The sequence below is a fragment of the Mycobacterium sp. IDR2000157661 genome (assembly GCF_022317005.1).
Taxonomy (GTDB): domain Bacteria; phylum Actinomycetota; class Actinomycetes; order Mycobacteriales; family Mycobacteriaceae; genus Mycobacterium.
In genome coordinates this window covers 153,784-168,440 of the sequence record NZ_CP081005.1, presented here as the reverse complement: position 1 = coordinate 168,440, position 14,657 = coordinate 153,784, and the positions used below count along the sequence as shown (strand labels likewise).

The 14,657-nt window shown below is 60.9% G+C and carries 15 protein-coding genes and 1 pseudogene; all 16 read left to right on the top strand.

What is annotated here, in order from left to right; all coding sequences use genetic code 11:
* Positions 1 to 281: 281 nt before the first annotated feature.
* Positions 282 to 1,673: a Rieske 2Fe-2S domain-containing protein gene (locus K3G64_RS00830; protein ID WP_238884764.1), complete on the top strand. Its 1,392-nt coding sequence runs from the start codon at positions 282 to 284 to the stop codon at positions 1,671 to 1,673.
* Positions 1,670 to 2,212 (top strand): aromatic-ring-hydroxylating dioxygenase subunit beta, encoded by a 543-nt coding sequence (locus tag K3G64_RS00825; protein WP_238884763.1) that lies wholly within the window; start codon positions 1,670 to 1,672, stop codon positions 2,210 to 2,212. Before K3G64_RS00830 ends, K3G64_RS00825 begins: the two co-directional genes overlap by 4 nt.
* 106 nt (positions 2,213 to 2,318) lie before the next feature.
* On the top strand, positions 2,319 to 3,350 hold the full coding sequence (locus tag K3G64_RS00820; RefSeq protein WP_238884762.1) for a 2,3-butanediol dehydrogenase: 1,032 nt from the start codon (positions 2,319 to 2,321) through the stop codon (positions 3,348 to 3,350).
* A gap of 54 nt (positions 3,351 to 3,404) precedes the next feature.
* Entirely contained in the window at positions 3,405 to 4,658 is a 1,254-nt protein-coding gene (locus K3G64_RS00815) for a CaiB/BaiF CoA transferase family protein (protein WP_238884761.1), read from the top strand.
* Entirely contained in the window at positions 4,655 to 5,821 is a 1,167-nt protein-coding gene (locus K3G64_RS00810; protein WP_238884760.1) for a thiolase C-terminal domain-containing protein, read from the top strand. The genes K3G64_RS00815 and K3G64_RS00810 overlap by 4 nt, the downstream gene beginning before the upstream one ends.
* Positions 5,822 to 5,857: 36 nt before the next feature.
* Positions 5,858 to 5,980: pseudogene (locus tag K3G64_RS25600) on the top strand (Zn-ribbon domain-containing OB-fold protein); the annotation flags it as partial.
* Between the two features lie 81 nt (positions 5,981 to 6,061).
* Positions 6,062 to 6,316 (top strand): Zn-ribbon domain-containing OB-fold protein, encoded by a 255-nt coding sequence (locus K3G64_RS00805; RefSeq protein WP_234794338.1) that lies wholly within the window; start codon positions 6,062 to 6,064, stop codon positions 6,314 to 6,316.
* 52 nt (positions 6,317 to 6,368) lie between these two features.
* Entirely contained in the window at positions 6,369 to 7,349 is a 981-nt protein-coding gene (locus K3G64_RS00800) for an FAS1-like dehydratase domain-containing protein (RefSeq protein WP_238884759.1), read from the top strand.
* Positions 7,350 to 7,379: 30 nt separating this feature from the next.
* Entirely contained in the window at positions 7,380 to 7,577 is a 198-nt protein-coding gene (locus K3G64_RS00795) for a ferredoxin (protein ID WP_238884757.1), read from the top strand.
* 251 nt (positions 7,578 to 7,828) lie between these two features.
* On the top strand, positions 7,829 to 9,244 hold the full coding sequence (locus tag K3G64_RS00790) for an aromatic ring-hydroxylating oxygenase subunit alpha (protein WP_083043724.1): 1,416 nt from the start codon (positions 7,829 to 7,831) through the stop codon (positions 9,242 to 9,244).
* Positions 9,241 to 9,795 carry a 3-phenylpropionate/cinnamic acid dioxygenase subunit beta gene (locus K3G64_RS00785; protein WP_094286155.1) on the top strand — a complete coding sequence of 185 codons (555 nt, stop codon included), beginning with the start codon at positions 9,241 to 9,243 and terminating at the stop codon, positions 9,793 to 9,795. The genes K3G64_RS00790 and K3G64_RS00785 overlap by 4 nt, the downstream gene beginning before the upstream one ends.
* A gap of 99 nt (positions 9,796 to 9,894) precedes the next feature.
* Positions 9,895 to 10,338: a cupin domain-containing protein gene (locus K3G64_RS00780; RefSeq protein WP_011559081.1), complete on the top strand. Its 444-nt coding sequence runs from the start codon at positions 9,895 to 9,897 to the stop codon at positions 10,336 to 10,338.
* 89 nt (positions 10,339 to 10,427) lie between these two features.
* Positions 10,428 to 11,306, top strand: coding sequence for an NAD(P)-dependent oxidoreductase (locus K3G64_RS00775; protein ID WP_370646915.1), 879 nt, complete (start codon positions 10,428 to 10,430; stop codon positions 11,304 to 11,306).
* A 165-nt stretch (positions 11,307 to 11,471) separates the two neighbouring features.
* Positions 11,472 to 11,990, top strand: coding sequence for a MarR family winged helix-turn-helix transcriptional regulator (locus K3G64_RS00770; RefSeq protein ID WP_036348802.1), 519 nt, complete (start codon positions 11,472 to 11,474; stop codon positions 11,988 to 11,990).
* A gap of 451 nt (positions 11,991 to 12,441) precedes the next feature.
* A complete protein-coding gene (locus tag K3G64_RS00765) occupies positions 12,442 to 13,341 on the top strand; it encodes an alpha/beta fold hydrolase (protein WP_370646924.1) in 900 nt (299 codons plus the stop codon).
* Positions 13,341 to 14,657, top strand: a complete 1,317-nt coding sequence (locus tag K3G64_RS00760; protein WP_238884754.1) for an aromatic ring-hydroxylating oxygenase subunit alpha — start codon at positions 13,341 to 13,343, stop codon at positions 14,655 to 14,657. Before K3G64_RS00765 ends, K3G64_RS00760 begins: the two co-directional genes overlap by 1 nt.

Here is a 14,657-nt window from a genome sequence, read left to right as displayed (position 1 = left end):
AAAGCCGCGGCCGGATCGCTCAACGAACGACTCTCAGTCCGGCCTAGCGAACCTGCAACTTGCCAGGGTCGCTGTGGGGTACTGCAGAAGTCGGGTCAGATGGCGGGATTGGTGGACCAAGGGCCGCGAGTGTCGAGAAGAACTCTGTTCGGTTGGAGTCCTGGGTGGCAGACGTCGGTCTGCGAGGGGATGCCGGCTGATACCGCCGTTACCGCGGTGGCCTAAATAATAGCTTGCAAACAGTTGTCATCCTATGTAAGCTTCCGTGTGGTGTAGCCCACATGAGTGCTCACATTCTACGGGCACAAATCGATAGGAAGGTGCGCCCGGTGGATTCGATGGCGCCTGATGCGACGACAATGCGAACATTAGAGAATGCGCGCGGCTCCATCCTAAAGGGTCGCCTCCCTGCGTCTCTCATCGCTAATGCAGCGCTTTACGAGCTTGAATTGAAGCGAGTATTTGGTAGGACCTGGCAGTTTCTCTGCCACGAAGACGAGATCCCCAATGCGGGTGACTATGTAGTGCGCTACATCGCTGACAACTCAATTATTGTCGCGCGGCAGCAGGATATGACGATTCGGGCGATGTCGAACTCGTGTCGGCACCGCGGCACGCTGCTTTGCCGAACCGAGTCTGGGAATGAGTCGGCGTTCCAGTGTCCGTACCACGGTTGGACCTATCGAAACAACGGTGATCTCATCGCGATACCTGCGCAGCAGGCAGTGTACGGTGCTGCGTTCGACAAGAGTCGGCTAGGGTTGCGCGCTCTGCCGATGCTGGACTCGTACGCGGGCCTTGTCTTCGGGTGTGTGTCGGATGAGGCGCCGGGACTGGATGAGTACCTCGGGGACATGCGCTGGTATCTCGACTTGATGATGAAGAAGAGCCCGGCCGGCCTTGAGGCGTGGGGTGCCCCGCAGCGTTGGGTGATTGACGCGAACTGGAAGACCGGCGCCGACAACTTTGTTGGGGACGGCTATCACACGGTCATGACGCACCGTTCGATGTGTGAGCTGGGGTTGTTACCGCCCGATAATGTGGCCGTTTCGCCGGCCCACGTCAGCCTATCGGGCGGGCACGGGGCGGGCGTTTTAGGCGCACCACCCGGCATACCCGCACCGCCGTACATGGGCTATCCGGAGGAAATCGTCTCCGGTCTCAGCGAGGGTTATGGCGATGACGTCCATGGCGAGATGCTGAAACGGACGATGTTCATTCATGGCAATGTGTTCCCGAACTTGTCCTTCTTGAACGCCTTCATCGCCAAGGACGGGCAGTCTATGCCGGTGCCCATTCTGACCTTGCGGCAATGGCGTCCCTTGGACGCAGCTCGTATGGAGGTGTGGTCGTGGTTCTTCGTGGAGCGCAACGCGCCCGAAGAGTTCAAGCAGCAGTCGTTTGAGACTTATGTTCGGACGTTCGGGGTCGGGGGTGTCTTCGAGCAGGATGACGCCGAGATATTCCAGGCTATTACCAAGGGAACACGCGGCGAGTTGGCTGGTGGTGTGGAGCTGAACCTGGAGATGGGACTGGACAATCTGGCTCCTGATCCAACGTGGCTGGGCCCGGGACGACCGTTGGCCAGTGGCTACGCCGAACAGAATCAGCGCGAGTACTGGAAGCAGTACTTCGACTATCTGGCCACACCGAGAAGGGATGAGAACGTATGACGACAACGGTGCCGCAGGATCCACCTAAGGCTGCGAGGGTTTCGCGCGACGTGCGCGAGGAAATCGAAGACTTCCTTTTCGACGAGGCCGATCTGTTGGATCGCGATGAGTTCGAAGAGTGGCTGGAATTGCTGGCACCGGATGTGCACTATTTCGCGCGCGTCCGTCAGACGCTTCGCAGAGCAGGTGGCCCGGGGTTCTCTGAGCGCTCTATGCACCTGAGTGATAACTACACGAGTCTGCAGATGCGTATTCAGCGGCACCGAACGTCGTCGGATTGGGCTGAGGATCCTCCGTCGCGGATCCGGCACTTCATCACCAATGTCAGGGTCAGGTCTGGTGAGGACGGCGATGAGTACCGTGTGACGTCGAATGCGTTGCTGGTGCGCACGCGCGCGGACGAGCCTAAGGCGGAGACAGTCGCTGCCGAGCGCCGAGACATTATTCGTCGCGACGAGACGGGTTTGAAACTGGTCCAGCGCGAGATCCTGCTGGATCACACCACGTTGCCCACGCACAACCTGTCATTCTGGATCTAAGGTGCCGGTGAGCTTGACATCATTACGGCGGCGCCTCCGCCGAAACTCCGGCCCACGAACGTTGTGGCCGAGCGAATTTGGGTCTGTCCTTAAGGTAGGCCGGTAGGTGCGCGCAGCTATTTATCACGGCCGCGAAGACGTGCGGATTGAAGAGCTTCCCGACCCGAGTCCACGTGCGGGCGAAGTGGTCATCGAGGTGGCCCGAGCGGGGATCTGCGGCACAGACCTGCATGAGTATATCGCCGGTCCGATGCATGCTGCGCCAGGGGTCGTCATTGGCCACGAATATTCCGGGACGGTGGTCGGCGTGGGGCCCGGCGTGCGCGAGTTCACCGAAGGTGACCGAGTCTGCGGCGTCGGCGTTTTCGGCTGCGGTGAATGCGGCTTCTGCAAACAGGGCGCTGAAGCACTCTGCGGAACAGTCGGTTTCATCGGCTTCGCTGTCAACGGAGCACTTGCCCGCTACGCGTCGTTGCCGACGAAGGCGTTGTTTCGCATCCCGGATGAGATCAGTCTCGCCGAGGCTGCCGTCGTTGAACCGATCGCGTCGGCGTACCACGCTGTCCGCCGTAGCGGGTTGGCAGCGGGTGGGACCGTCTTCATCGCCGGCGCTGGCCCGATCGGCCTCGCCCTGGTGCAGTTCTCACTTGCCCAAGGTGCGACTCAGGTCATCGTCAGTGAGGTTTCGGCGACGCGCCGCGTTGCGGCTCACCGGGTCGGGGCTACGCGCGTAATCGATCCTCTGGCTGAGGATGCAGTTGAGGTGGTTCGGACGTTGACGAACGGAAACGGCGTCGACATCTCCTTCGACGCTGCCGGCGTACAACCCGCGCTTGATGCGGCGTTGGGCGTGCTGCGCCCCCGCGGTCGATTGATGGTCGTGGCGATTTGGGAGGCTCCGGCTGGTATCGACATCAATCGAAGCATCATGCGCGAAGCAGATATTGGCTTCTCATTTTGTTACGAAGCGCAAAGGCAGGTCCCGGCGATTCTTGACTTACTAGCTACGGGGGCGATCAGCCTCGGTGAACTCATCACCGACGAGATCCCGTTGGATGCCGTGATCAGTCAGGGCTTCGAGGAATTGCGCGTCAACCGCGATGCACACGTAAAGATACTGATCGACCCATCGGCATAGCTGCGACCGGTATCGCACGCAGTAGATGTCACGCCGCCGCACCAAAGGAGTTAAGTGTCTGCCAATATGGAGAGCCTGTTCGACGGTCTGACCGTCCTCGAGCTGGGGCACGTGATCGCGGCGCCTTTCGCTGCGTCGCTGATCGGCGACTTCGGAGCACAGGTCATCAAGATCGAAGACCCCGGCTCAGGCGACATGTTGCGCGGGTCCGGTCCGAGGAAAGACGGAGTGCACCTTTGGTGGAAGTCCGCGGCGCGGAACAAGTCAAGCGTCGCTATCGATCTGCGTCTCCCCGAGGGGCAAGCGCTGGTGCGCAAAATGGTCGAACGCGCCGACGTGGTGATCGAAAACTTCCGCCCGGGAACGCTCGAGCGTTGGGGACTGGGATGGGAGGAACTGCACGCAGCGAACCCGCGGCTGATCATGTTGCGGATTTCTGGGTATGGCCAGATCGGCCCGGAGAGCGCAAAGCCGGGATACGGACGGGTCGGCGAGGCCATGAGCGGAGCGGTACACATCACCGGGCACCCTGACCGACCACCGACGCATTTCGGTTTCTCCCTGGGCGATGTAACGACAGGAATCATGGGTGCGTTCGCTGTTGCCGGAGCACTCTTCAAACGTGAAGCGATCGGGAATCGCTTCGATGGGGAATGTATCGACCTGGCTCTCTACGAGTCACTGTTTCGTGGTATCGACTGGCAGGTAATCCTCTACGACCAGTTGAACTATGTTGCCGAGCGTCAGGGCAACCAGTTTCAGGTCAGCCCGTCACCGGTGTCAGATACTTATCTCAGTTGCGATGGGGTGTGGTACACCGTGGCGACCGGCACCGTCCGGTCAGTACAGAGCCTGCTCGAACTGCTGGGCGGCACGACTCTGCGCAACGATCCGAAGTACGCGACACAGGAACTGCAGATGTTGCACCGCGAGGAGCTCGGCGAGATGGTTCGCCAGTGGTTCGCCGAAAACAGCTCCGATATTGTCGAAAAGGCCTGCGCGAGCGCGGGTGTCGTGGCTGCGCGGATCTTCACGCCGGCAGAGATGTTCTCCAGTCCCACGTTCGCGGCTCGCGAGAGCCTGGTCGAGGTCGCTGACCAGGAATTGGGTCCGGTCCGCGTCACCGGGGTGGTGCCGAGGTTGACGAACTTTCCCGGATCCGTGCGCAGCACCGGGCCCCGTCTCGGGATCCACGGCCAAGAGGTGCTGACTGAGTGGCTCGGCTTGGCCGACTCGGAGTACGAGGCGCTGGTATCGAGTGGCGTCGTCGGGGCGGTCGACGTTGACGGAGAGGTTCCCGGGCATTGAATTCGCTGCGGGACAAGGCTTGCATCGTCGGCGTTGGTCATACGGTCTACCGTCGTGATGCCACTGAGTCGGCAACGGACCTTGGCCTGCAGCTTGAAGCGGCCCATGCCGCGATCGTGGATGCCGGGCTGTCGGCTGGCGAGATCGATGGCCTCATCTGCCCGATCAACGGTGGCACGGCCGAAGATTTCATCGCGAATCTTGGCCTGACGAATGTTCGTTACGCGGTGACTTCCCATACCGGAGGCGCGGCAAGTGTGGCGGGTCTGGCAACTGCGGCGATGGCGGTTTGGTCGGGCGTCGCTCGCCATGTCCTCATTCCCGCGGGCTGGTGTGGGTACTCAGGTCCGCGTGCCCGCGGGATGGCATCGAGCGCGGACATGGCGATAGGCAAGGTTGTCCGGGATTATTACGCGCCACAGGGCGCGGTGTCGGCGGTGCACCAGTATGCGCTCGTGGCCGACCGCTACGTCCGCAAGTATGACGTGCCGCCTGAAGCGATGGGGGCGGTGGCAGTTGCGTTTCGTGCTAACGCGCAGCTCAACTCGAATGCGGTGATGTGCGGCCGTGAGTTGACGATGCAGGACTACCTCGACGCTCCACCGATCAGTTCGCCGTTGTGTTTGTTCGATTGCAGTTTGGAGACCGACGGCGCAGCGGCGGTGGTGGTATCAGGGGCCGAATGTGCGGCTGACGGCCCGCACCGGCCGGTGTTTGTGATGAGCGTGGCGGAAGGTCGCCCATTTCCCGTCGACGAATTCGCCAACAGGGCCGATCCATTGGAGATCGGGCTCGCCGAGGCGGCGCCGCGCGCGTTTGCCGACGCCGGTGTCGCCCCGTCTGATATCGATCTGCTCGAGGTTTACGACAGTTTCACTGTCAACGTGTTGCGGCAGATCGAAGCGGCCGGATTCTGCAAGCCGGGCGAAGCAGCGGATTTTGTACTCGACGGGTGTATCGCCGCGGACGGCCTGTTGCCGACGAATCTCAATGGCGGTTTGCTTTCCGAAGCGCACGTGCAAGGGATGAACAATCTGGTCGAGGCGGTGCGGCAACTGCGCGGGGGCTTAGCGGAGCGCCAGGTCCACGACGCGGAGTTGGCCGTAGTGACCGGTATGGGCGGCGGATGGGGTTCAGGTGCTCTCGCCATATTGCGTCGGTGACGGCGTTGTGACTGGCCGCTTCACAAGGGGCCCGATGTGAGGCGAACGGAAACGGATGTCGCAGCACCGCTGTTGCCATCCCTGGAAGGTCTTACGGCGGAGTTCTATGAGCATTGCCGACGTCAGGAGCTGTCGTTTCAGCGGTGTTCAAGGTGCGGCCGTTGGCGTCACGTTCCTCGCCTGACGTGTGCTGGCTGCGGCAGTAACTCCTGGTCTTGGCAGAGGTCGTCGGGCAGGGGAGTGGTATTCAGCTACACGGTTATTCACCGCGCGCTGCATCCCGGGTTCGACGAGGCCGTCCCGTTCGTGTGCGCCGTTGTCGAAATGGATGAGGGTGTGCGGATGGTGGCACGGATAGTGGACCTAGTTGCCGACCGGACGGCGATGCTGGTTGATGCGGCCGTCGAGGTTGTCTACGTGCACGTCGCCGATGATGTTGTGCTGCCGGCATTTCGGCTGTCCGCTGCGGAAGTGCGGGGCAATGGCCGCCGCTGACGAGTTACGCGATCGTGTCGGTGAGAAGATCCACTTTCGAGGAGCCGACTCGGTGACGCAGAACGACATCCGCCGCAAACTGGAGGTTTTCACCTTTTCCTGCCCACTGCATGACGACGAGGCGGCAGCGAAGGCGCACGGCTACCTCGGCGTCGTGGCCCCGGTGACGATGACCCCGCTTTGGGGGCTGCCGCCGTATTGGGCACCCGGACAGCCCAGTCCCTATCTGGTCGACGGGCAGGAGATGACGGGCAACATCACCGACACGCTGGCTCTGCCGTTCAGCCGATCGGTCAACGTCAGCAGCGAGTGGCAATACCACACACCGCTGTACTTGGGGGACAGGTTGCAGGGGACTACGACGATCATCTCGGTAGAGCAGAAGCGCACCCGGGTGGGTACCGGAGTCTTCCTGCAATACGAGTCGGAGTACGTGAAGGTTTCGGGAGAAGTGGTAGCGCTCAACCGAAATACCGTCTTCAACTACGACCCAGACGACGCCTCCAGGCCTGAGCCCGGCACTTCGGCCCGCGCCCAGCAGGGCGACCGAGGTCCCCGCACGCGCTCAGTGGACGATGCCGATACCAGTGTCGACTGGAACACGCCACTTCAGTTCGACGACGTTACGGTCGGTGCGCAAGTGCGCGGACCGGCTCTGGCCCTGACCTACCAGCGCATTGTGATGAACATTGCCGCGGATCGCATGTTTTCCGGGATACACCACAGCGCCGCGGCCGCTCATGCCGCGGGGCTTGCCGACATCATCTTCAATACTCGTGGCCTGGAAACTCTTTTCGAGACCGGGCTTCGTCGCTGGATGGGCCTTCGCGGCAGGTTGGTGCATCTGGGTCCGTTCAAGATGAGTGCCTCAGTTCACCCGGGCGACGTCGTGCAGGCGCGATGGACGGTGACTGGCAAGCATGCCCAGGCTGGCGCAGAAACCGTAGATCTCGAATTCGGTATCTTCGCCGGGGATCGGCAAGCGGTGCAAGGGATTGCCGCCATCGCCCTCGATGGCAAAAAGCAAAGCTGATCAGAAGTTTGTAGGACAAGAAGGGGTCCAATGAGTGTCATCAAGGCGGACGTGGAGGTCTGCCAAGGCTACGCGAACTGTGTCGTTGCAGCGGCCGACGTCTTCGACATCGGTGATGCGGGAACCGTTGTCATTCTTGATGACACGGTAACCGAGAGCGCTGAGGCAAGGATCGTCACGGCAATTCGCAGTTGTCCCGTCTCGGCTCTACGTCTCGCAACGGTGTGAGTGAGACGGCCGTGAACGTGCAAGTACCAGCGGGTGAGTGCGTCGACCATGGTTGAGACGAGTTGGTTCCCGAATGTACTTGCGTTTCAACCGACATGAGTTCTGCTGCTTGCAGGCCGACCGGGGTCTGGCTCCACTCGACGAGGTACGACGTGAGCTCGACGCCTGGCAGACGCGGTGACGGTTTGTGGTGATCTGAGTTACGGCTGTCTCGGGGGTGGTTCGGGCATTACAGCAAAGGAAAGGTAGCGATGACGTTAAGAATGATTACTTCAGGCGGTTCAGATCAAACCGCTCGTAGTCTCGTCGATGTCGATCGCGGGGAGATCAGTCGCGAAATCTTCATCGATGCTTCGATTTTCAACCGTGAGTTGGAGTATTTGTTTCCGCGAGCCTGGTTGTTTGTGGGCCATGCCTCGCAGGTGTCTGCGCCGGGCCAGTTCTTCTCGTCGAGGATGGGTTCGGATCCGGTGCTGTTGACCCGTGACGCTCAAGGTGATGTGAATGTCCTCCTCAACTCGTGCCGACATCGGGGTATGGCGGTGTGTCGCTATGACGAGGGCCGTACGCTGCAGTTCACCTGCCCCTACCATGGCTGGTCGTACTCGATGGACGGTTCGCTGGTGTCCACTCCAGGGGATTTGCACGGTGTGCCGCAGCAGGGCATGGCCTACGGCAATGGCCTTGACAAAGCGAGTTGGGGACTTGTCAGGGCTGCCAAGGTGCACAACTTCAAGGGCCTGATCTTCGCGTGCTGGGACCCCGCCGCCCCGGATTTCGACGAGTATGTCGGCGACTTTCACTATTGGCTGGACAACCTGGCTGATGCTTTCGATGGCACCGAGGGCGCGACCGAGGTGTTCCGTGGAGTGCAGAAGTGGCGCATCAGATCGAATTGGAAGTTCGTTTCAGAAAACTTTCTGGGCGATACCTATCACGGGGCGACGACTCACGCCTCAGTTGAACAGGTGGGTATCGGCCCGGGCGGCAGAAACTCCCGGCGTCACGGTGAACGACAGGATCAGGGTGGTTTTTCGAAGGGCCGAGTGAAGACGTCGTTTCGTACGGGCCACGGTGCATCGGACAACCTGGCGTATGAGATCGCCTATCCTGAGTTCGCCGAAGAACCGGCCTTGAGTGAGTACTTCTCCCAGGCCTGGGCACTCCGTAAAGAGCGGTTAGAGGCGCAGGGCAGACAGCTCGGTGGTCGTGGCCCAGCGACGATGTTCCCCAATATGTCGTTCTCCGCCGGTTTTCCGCGGACGATCCTGGTGTCACACCCGATCAGCCCCACCGAAACCGAAGTGTGGCGGTGGTACCTCATCGACAAGAACGCACCCGATGATGTACGCGACTGGCTGCGCCGCTATTACATGCGCTACTCGGGTCCTGGAGGGATGACGGAGCAAGACGATATGGAGAACTGGAATTACGCGACGCAGGCCAGCCAGGGCGTGATAGCCCGGCGCTATCCCTACAACTATCAGCAGGGTCTCGATATGGAAACTCCCAGTGCGCTCGACCAGGCTGTGCATTCTCACCACCCCATCGCTGGCGAGGTGAATGCACGCGCCTTTTACCGGCGATGGGCCGAGTTCACCGACAACCTCTCATGGCCTCAACTCATCGAACTTGCCAAATCCGACGAGAGAGCCGCACGGTCGTGAGTGCAACGGGCGGTGAAATTTCCACGAGGCAGGATGCGGTAGAGAAGTTGCTGCTTCAGGCCGAAATCGCCGATTTCCTCAATCGGGAAGCCGACCTGCTCGACGAACGACGTTACTCCGAATGGCTCGGTCTGCTCACCGACGACTACGAGTACTCCGTTCCACTGCGGGCGAACGTCGCCTACGACGACCTCGCGCAGCTGGAGCAGACTCAGGAAGGTCACGACATCTGCTGGTTCGACGAGAAAAAGGAGACCGTCGCTTTGCGGGTGGAGCAGCTGATGACTGGACTGCACTGGGCCGAGGAACCCGTCTCGCGAGTGTCACACCTGGTTACCAACGTGCGTATTGAAGGAGTAGACGGCGCGGAAGTCGATGTGAGTTGCCGGTTCCTGGTGTATCGAAACCGGGTCGCCGATGAGACTGATTTGCTGGTCGGCCGGCGCAAGGACCGGTTGCGCCGCGTCGCCGGTGACTGGCAACTGTGCCGTCGCCGGCTACTCCTCGACCAAACGGTCTTACTCGCTAAGAACCTGTCGATCATTCTATGAAGCCGGACCATGTCCTTGAACCCTTGACCTTCAGCACGGCAAAATATAGTCTTCTCTAAACATATTCGATGGGCCGCGACCGATGAGGGGGCAGCTGGATTGTCTACTTCGCTCCAACCGAAGCGGCGTGCCGATGACGTGACCGCCCTGCGTGTGATGACAGAGGAAATGCGCCCGCTTCTCGTCGGCGACGGGTACCAGATGTTCGATGTGCGCGCTCCGCAATCATCTGGCCCACCGCCGCACCAACATCCCTGGGATGAAAGCTATGTCGTGCTGGAGGGCGAACTGTGGGTAAGCCGCGGTGGCGAAGAAGCGACCCTGCAGGTGGGTGAGGCGATTCGAGTGCCGGCTGGCGTCGTGCACGCCTATCGCGTTCTCTCTGACGGCGCCCGGTGGATCACGACTTCGTCTTGCCCGGGCGGCGCGCTGGATTTCTTTTCAGACGTGGACGAAACGTCGAACGGCCCGGGTGACGTGAAGGCCCTCATTGAGGCGGCCAAGCGAAACAGTGTCCGATTCGCCGATCCGGCGTTGGGATAGCCGTCTGTTGAGCCACCAGGCCGCAGATGCCGGCATTCGCCGACGGTGTCGGTAGTCGATTTACGGCCTGACATTCGGTGGTCGGTGTCATGAGGCGGGTCGGCGTGATCGGTTTGGGCGGCATGGGTTCCGCGCTGGCGGCGTCACTTCTTGCGACGGACCATTACGTAGTCTGTTTCGACATTCGCCCCGACGTATTACGCCCAATTGTCGAGCTAGGCGCCGAGGCTGCTGCGGACGCGCGTGAGTTGGCCGGCGCATGTGATGTCGTTTTGACGTTCCTCCCGGGGCCGAGTCAGGTGCTGGAGGTGGCGCTCGGGTCGGAGCGAGGTGTCCTGGCCGGCCTTGCCGACGGGGCCGCCCTGCTGGATATGTCGACCTGTAATCCCGAGGTCGCAGCAATCATCGGGCAGGCCTACGACGCGGCTGGGAGGCGTTTTGTCGATTGCCCCGTCAGCCGAAAGGCGCCGAACATGACCGTTCTGGTCGGAGGGCCAAGCGGGGTGCTCGGCCCTGATGCCGATGTCCTCGCCGCCGTCTCGCGCACCTTGGTGTACTGCGGCCATCGAGGTGCGGGATATGCCACCAAGCTTCTCAACCAGCACGTCAAGTACAGCTGGTACCTCGCTTCGGCGGAAGCCCTCTTAATCGCTGAGGCGATGGGATTGAATGCCGGCGAGGTAGCCGACGCGATCGCGGAGTGCAGCGGGGGGGACTCGGGTCTCACTACGGCGGCGGCGTACTTCCGCCACGACACCGAGTCAGTTAGGAACCGCGCCCCCGCTAGCACCATTACGAAAGACACCGCGCTCGCGGAACGAATGGCGACGAACGCCGGTATCCGCAGCAGGACGCTTGAGCCCGTCGTGGACTTCTTCCAAAGTGTTGCGGCCTCGGAGTTTCGCGACCGTGCCTACCCCGAAAGCACAGAACTTCTTCAACGAATCCGGTCGATGCCTCCGAAGTGAACCCCTACGTCTTGAGTGCGACCCCCGTCACGCTGTATAGCTAACTGAATTGTAAACGGGCCGAATATCGGTGAGCGGAAAGAAAGACCACCGACCATTTGCCGGTATGATCACCACCCGGTGGAGATGTCTGCCAAACCGCTGATCAACGTTGCAAGGGACTTCATGAGTACCGAGAAGTTGACGATGGCCGAACAGGTCGCGGCCAAGACCCGCGAAGCCGGACCCGATCACGACCCCTCTTCGTTGGCGCTCCCGCTTGCGCTCTACCGTGCTGTGACCGCCTTCGGTCGGGTAGCCGTCGATGAGTTGACGCCGGTAGACCTCTCGATGAGCCAGTTCAACGTTCTGACCGTCCTGAAGCGCGCCGACGGGCCGATGACGATGGGCGCACTGGCCGATTCTATTTCTGTACGCCAAGCCAGCCTGACGAGCGTGGTGGACACGCTGACCAAGGCAGGTTTTGTCACACGCAAGGTGAATCCCCGCGATCGGCGCTCGGTTGTGGTCGCGATATCGAAGAAGGGCGATCAGTTCATGACCGAGTTTCTGCCCGGTCATTACGACTTTCTGCAGAGACTCTTTGCCGGTATCAACCCGCGACACAGGCAGCAGCTGCTTGCACGACTGAACGAACTAATAGATTGCTTGGAGAACTACCCGAGTGGCCAGCGCACCTCCTGATCGGTCCCCGGCTATAGGACGGTCGACGCCGCTACGGTGCTGACGTCCACTCACCGGTCCTCGCTTGGCATCCACGGCTCCAACTGAGGGGTCTATCGGGTGCACTCAGGTAGTGAGTACTCCCGAGAAGAACGTTCGCTCGTCGGCTAGGTTGCGTCCGACCTTGGTGAAACGTGGCAGTCCGCGTGGCGTTCAGGGTTTGTCGCGAGGTGCGAATGACATTGCGGCACAGAAAGAATTATTGATACGACGCTGCACGACCGCAGCGAAGAACTGTGTCGATGTGATGGTCGACAGTTTGCGTCGGCAGCCGCACCGCTGCGCCCGCTTGACGTGGGCATCGTCTCCCCTTCGAGAGTCCATTTACACAGGAGCCTAAATTTCTACCTTGCAGATATTCGGGAAGTATGATAAAAACTGGGTACTGTACTGGCTGAGGGGACGTCGAAGGTTGCTCAAAGACGCTTCAATTTGTGTGAGCTTGCTTGGAGCGGAAACACGCTTCGTAGATGTCGACGGCGTCCGAACCAGGACAATTCAGGCAGGGGAAGGTCCGGACCTCATTCTCATGCACGGGGGAGGCGGTCACGCCGAAGCCTTCGCCCGCAACGTGACGGCGCTGTCGCGTCATTTCCGAGTGCATGCGCTGGACCTGTTGGGTCACGGTCTCACCAGTGGTTGTGAGGTCGCCCCGAACCGTAAGGACTATGTCAGTCACCTACTCGGATACATGGACCAGGAAGGCATCGACCGAGCCCACCTGGTGGGCGAGTCGTTAGGAGGTTGGATCGCGGCGTGGACTGCGTTGGAACATCCCGACCGTGTCGACCGGTTGATCTACGTGTGCGGCGCGCGGTTGACGCTAGAGGTCGGCGCCGATGCCGAGGCTCGCACCGCTGCCGGGCGCGCAGAGCTTGCCCGGGTCACCCGGCAATTCCTGGCTGACCCGAGTCCGGCGAATGTGCGGGAGAGGATGGCGTGGCTTTTCCACCACCCTGACCGCGACCTGACCGATGAACTGGTGGCGCTGCGGTGGGCGCTTTACCAGAGCGAAGAATCGCGGTCGGCACTGACGAACGCGACGGCGCCGCCCTCAGCGGCGACTGCTGAGGACAATCTCACGGCTGAGCGATTGACCAGCTTGACCAGGCCCACGCTCGTGCTGTGGACGAGTCACAATCCCTCGGCGACGGTGGAATTCGGACGGCGGGCAGCCGAGCTAATTCCCGGTGCTGAATTCGCATTGATGGAGGATTGTGGCCATTGGCCGCAGTGGGAACGGCCGGAAGAGTTCAACCAAATCCTCACCAACTATCTTCAAGGTGATCGCGAGTCCAGAGGGCAACGTTGATGGAGACAATCGGTTCCAAAACCGGCCCGGCGCTGCCGATAGACTCCTCGGCCTTCTACGACGAGGCGGTGTACCAGCGGGAACTCGACTCCATCTTCAAGCGGTCGTGGCTATTCGTCGGCCACGAGTCCATGATCCCCAAGCCCGGTGACTTCCGCACAACCTATATGGCCGACGACGCCGTGATCGTATGCCGGGACAAGGAATCTCGTGTTCGTGTGCTGCTGAACAAATGTCGGCACCGGGGCAATAAAGTCTGTCAGTTCGACAAGGGCAAGACGAACATCTTTCACTGCAGCTATCACGGCTGGAGTTACGACACTGCCGGACGGCTTCGCAGTGTTCCGCTAGCCGAGAGCGCCTACGGGCCGCAGTTCGATAAGGCCAGCATGGGCCTCGTCTCCCCCCGGGTAGCTACCTACAAAGGACTTATCTTTGCTTGCTGGGATCAGTCGGCGCCGCCGCTGGAAGAATATCTGGGGGAGGGCCTGCTGTGGTACCTCGACAACTTTCTACTCGACTGTGACCCCAACGGCCTGCAGGTCGTTCCCGGCCTGCACCGCTACCTCATGCCCGTCAACTGGAAGTTGTTGGCCGAGAACTTCGGCGGCGACCAGTATCACTTCGCTGCCACTCACGGATCGGTTTCCGCACTGTCGAAAGCTGGGCAGACTGCCCGCATCAACTTTTCGATAGACGAGGGGCAGCACTACAGCGTGGTTCTCGACGGCTGCGCGCCCCATGGGTTGCTGCAACTGGCAGTCGGTAAGAATTTCTATCAGGACGATCTCGCCCAAGCCGAAACGCTGGGTACCGAAGCAGTCGACTGGCTAACCGAACGGCAGCGCCTGCAAGACGAGCGGTTGGCGACATCCCCCGTGCAGCCCTACAGCTTTCACGTAGCCAATATCTTCCCAAACTTCAGCATGATTGGCATGGGCACGGCCTTTTACGGTCGGGGATTCATCATGTGGCAGCCTCGGGGACCGCGGTTGACCGAGGTTTGGGAGTGGTGTCTGGTGGAAAGCTCCGCGCCCCGTGCTGTCAAGGAACGCATGGTCTTCGTCTTGAGTCAGCGGCAATCGGCGGCCGGTCTCGTGACGCCCGATGATCACGAAAACTTCGAACGATTGTCTGACGCCCTTGACACCGGAGTCGCCCGGGATGTGCCGTTCAACTACTCACTCGGCGAGGACGTCGAACCAATGGAGTCGCTGGTTGCGGAGTTACCCGGCAATGTCAGGCCGCAGATCAGCGAAGCCTACCAGCGCGAGTTCTATCGGCACTGGCACCGAACTATGACGGAGCCGGCCTAG

Coding starts and splice junctions, on each gene's coding strand:
- K3G64_RS00795 (WP_238884757.1), top strand. CDS start 7,380: ATGAGTGTCATCAAGGCGGACGTGGAGGTCTGCCAAGGCTACGCGAAC.
- K3G64_RS00775 (WP_370646915.1), top strand. CDS start 10,428: ATGAGGCGGGTCGGCGTGATCGGTTTGGGCGGCATGGGTTCCGCGCTG.
- K3G64_RS00760 (WP_238884754.1), top strand. CDS start 13,341: ATGGAGACAATCGGTTCCAAAACCGGCCCGGCGCTGCCGATAGACTCC.
- K3G64_RS00790 (WP_083043724.1), top strand. CDS start 7,829: ATGACGTTAAGAATGATTACTTCAGGCGGTTCAGATCAAACCGCTCGT.
- K3G64_RS00825 (WP_238884763.1), top strand. CDS start 1,670: ATGACGACAACGGTGCCGCAGGATCCACCTAAGGCTGCGAGGGTTTCG.
- K3G64_RS00770 (WP_036348802.1), top strand. CDS start 11,472: ATGAGTACCGAGAAGTTGACGATGGCCGAACAGGTCGCGGCCAAGACC.
- K3G64_RS00830 (WP_238884764.1), top strand. CDS start 282: ATGAGTGCTCACATTCTACGGGCACAAATCGATAGGAAGGTGCGCCCG.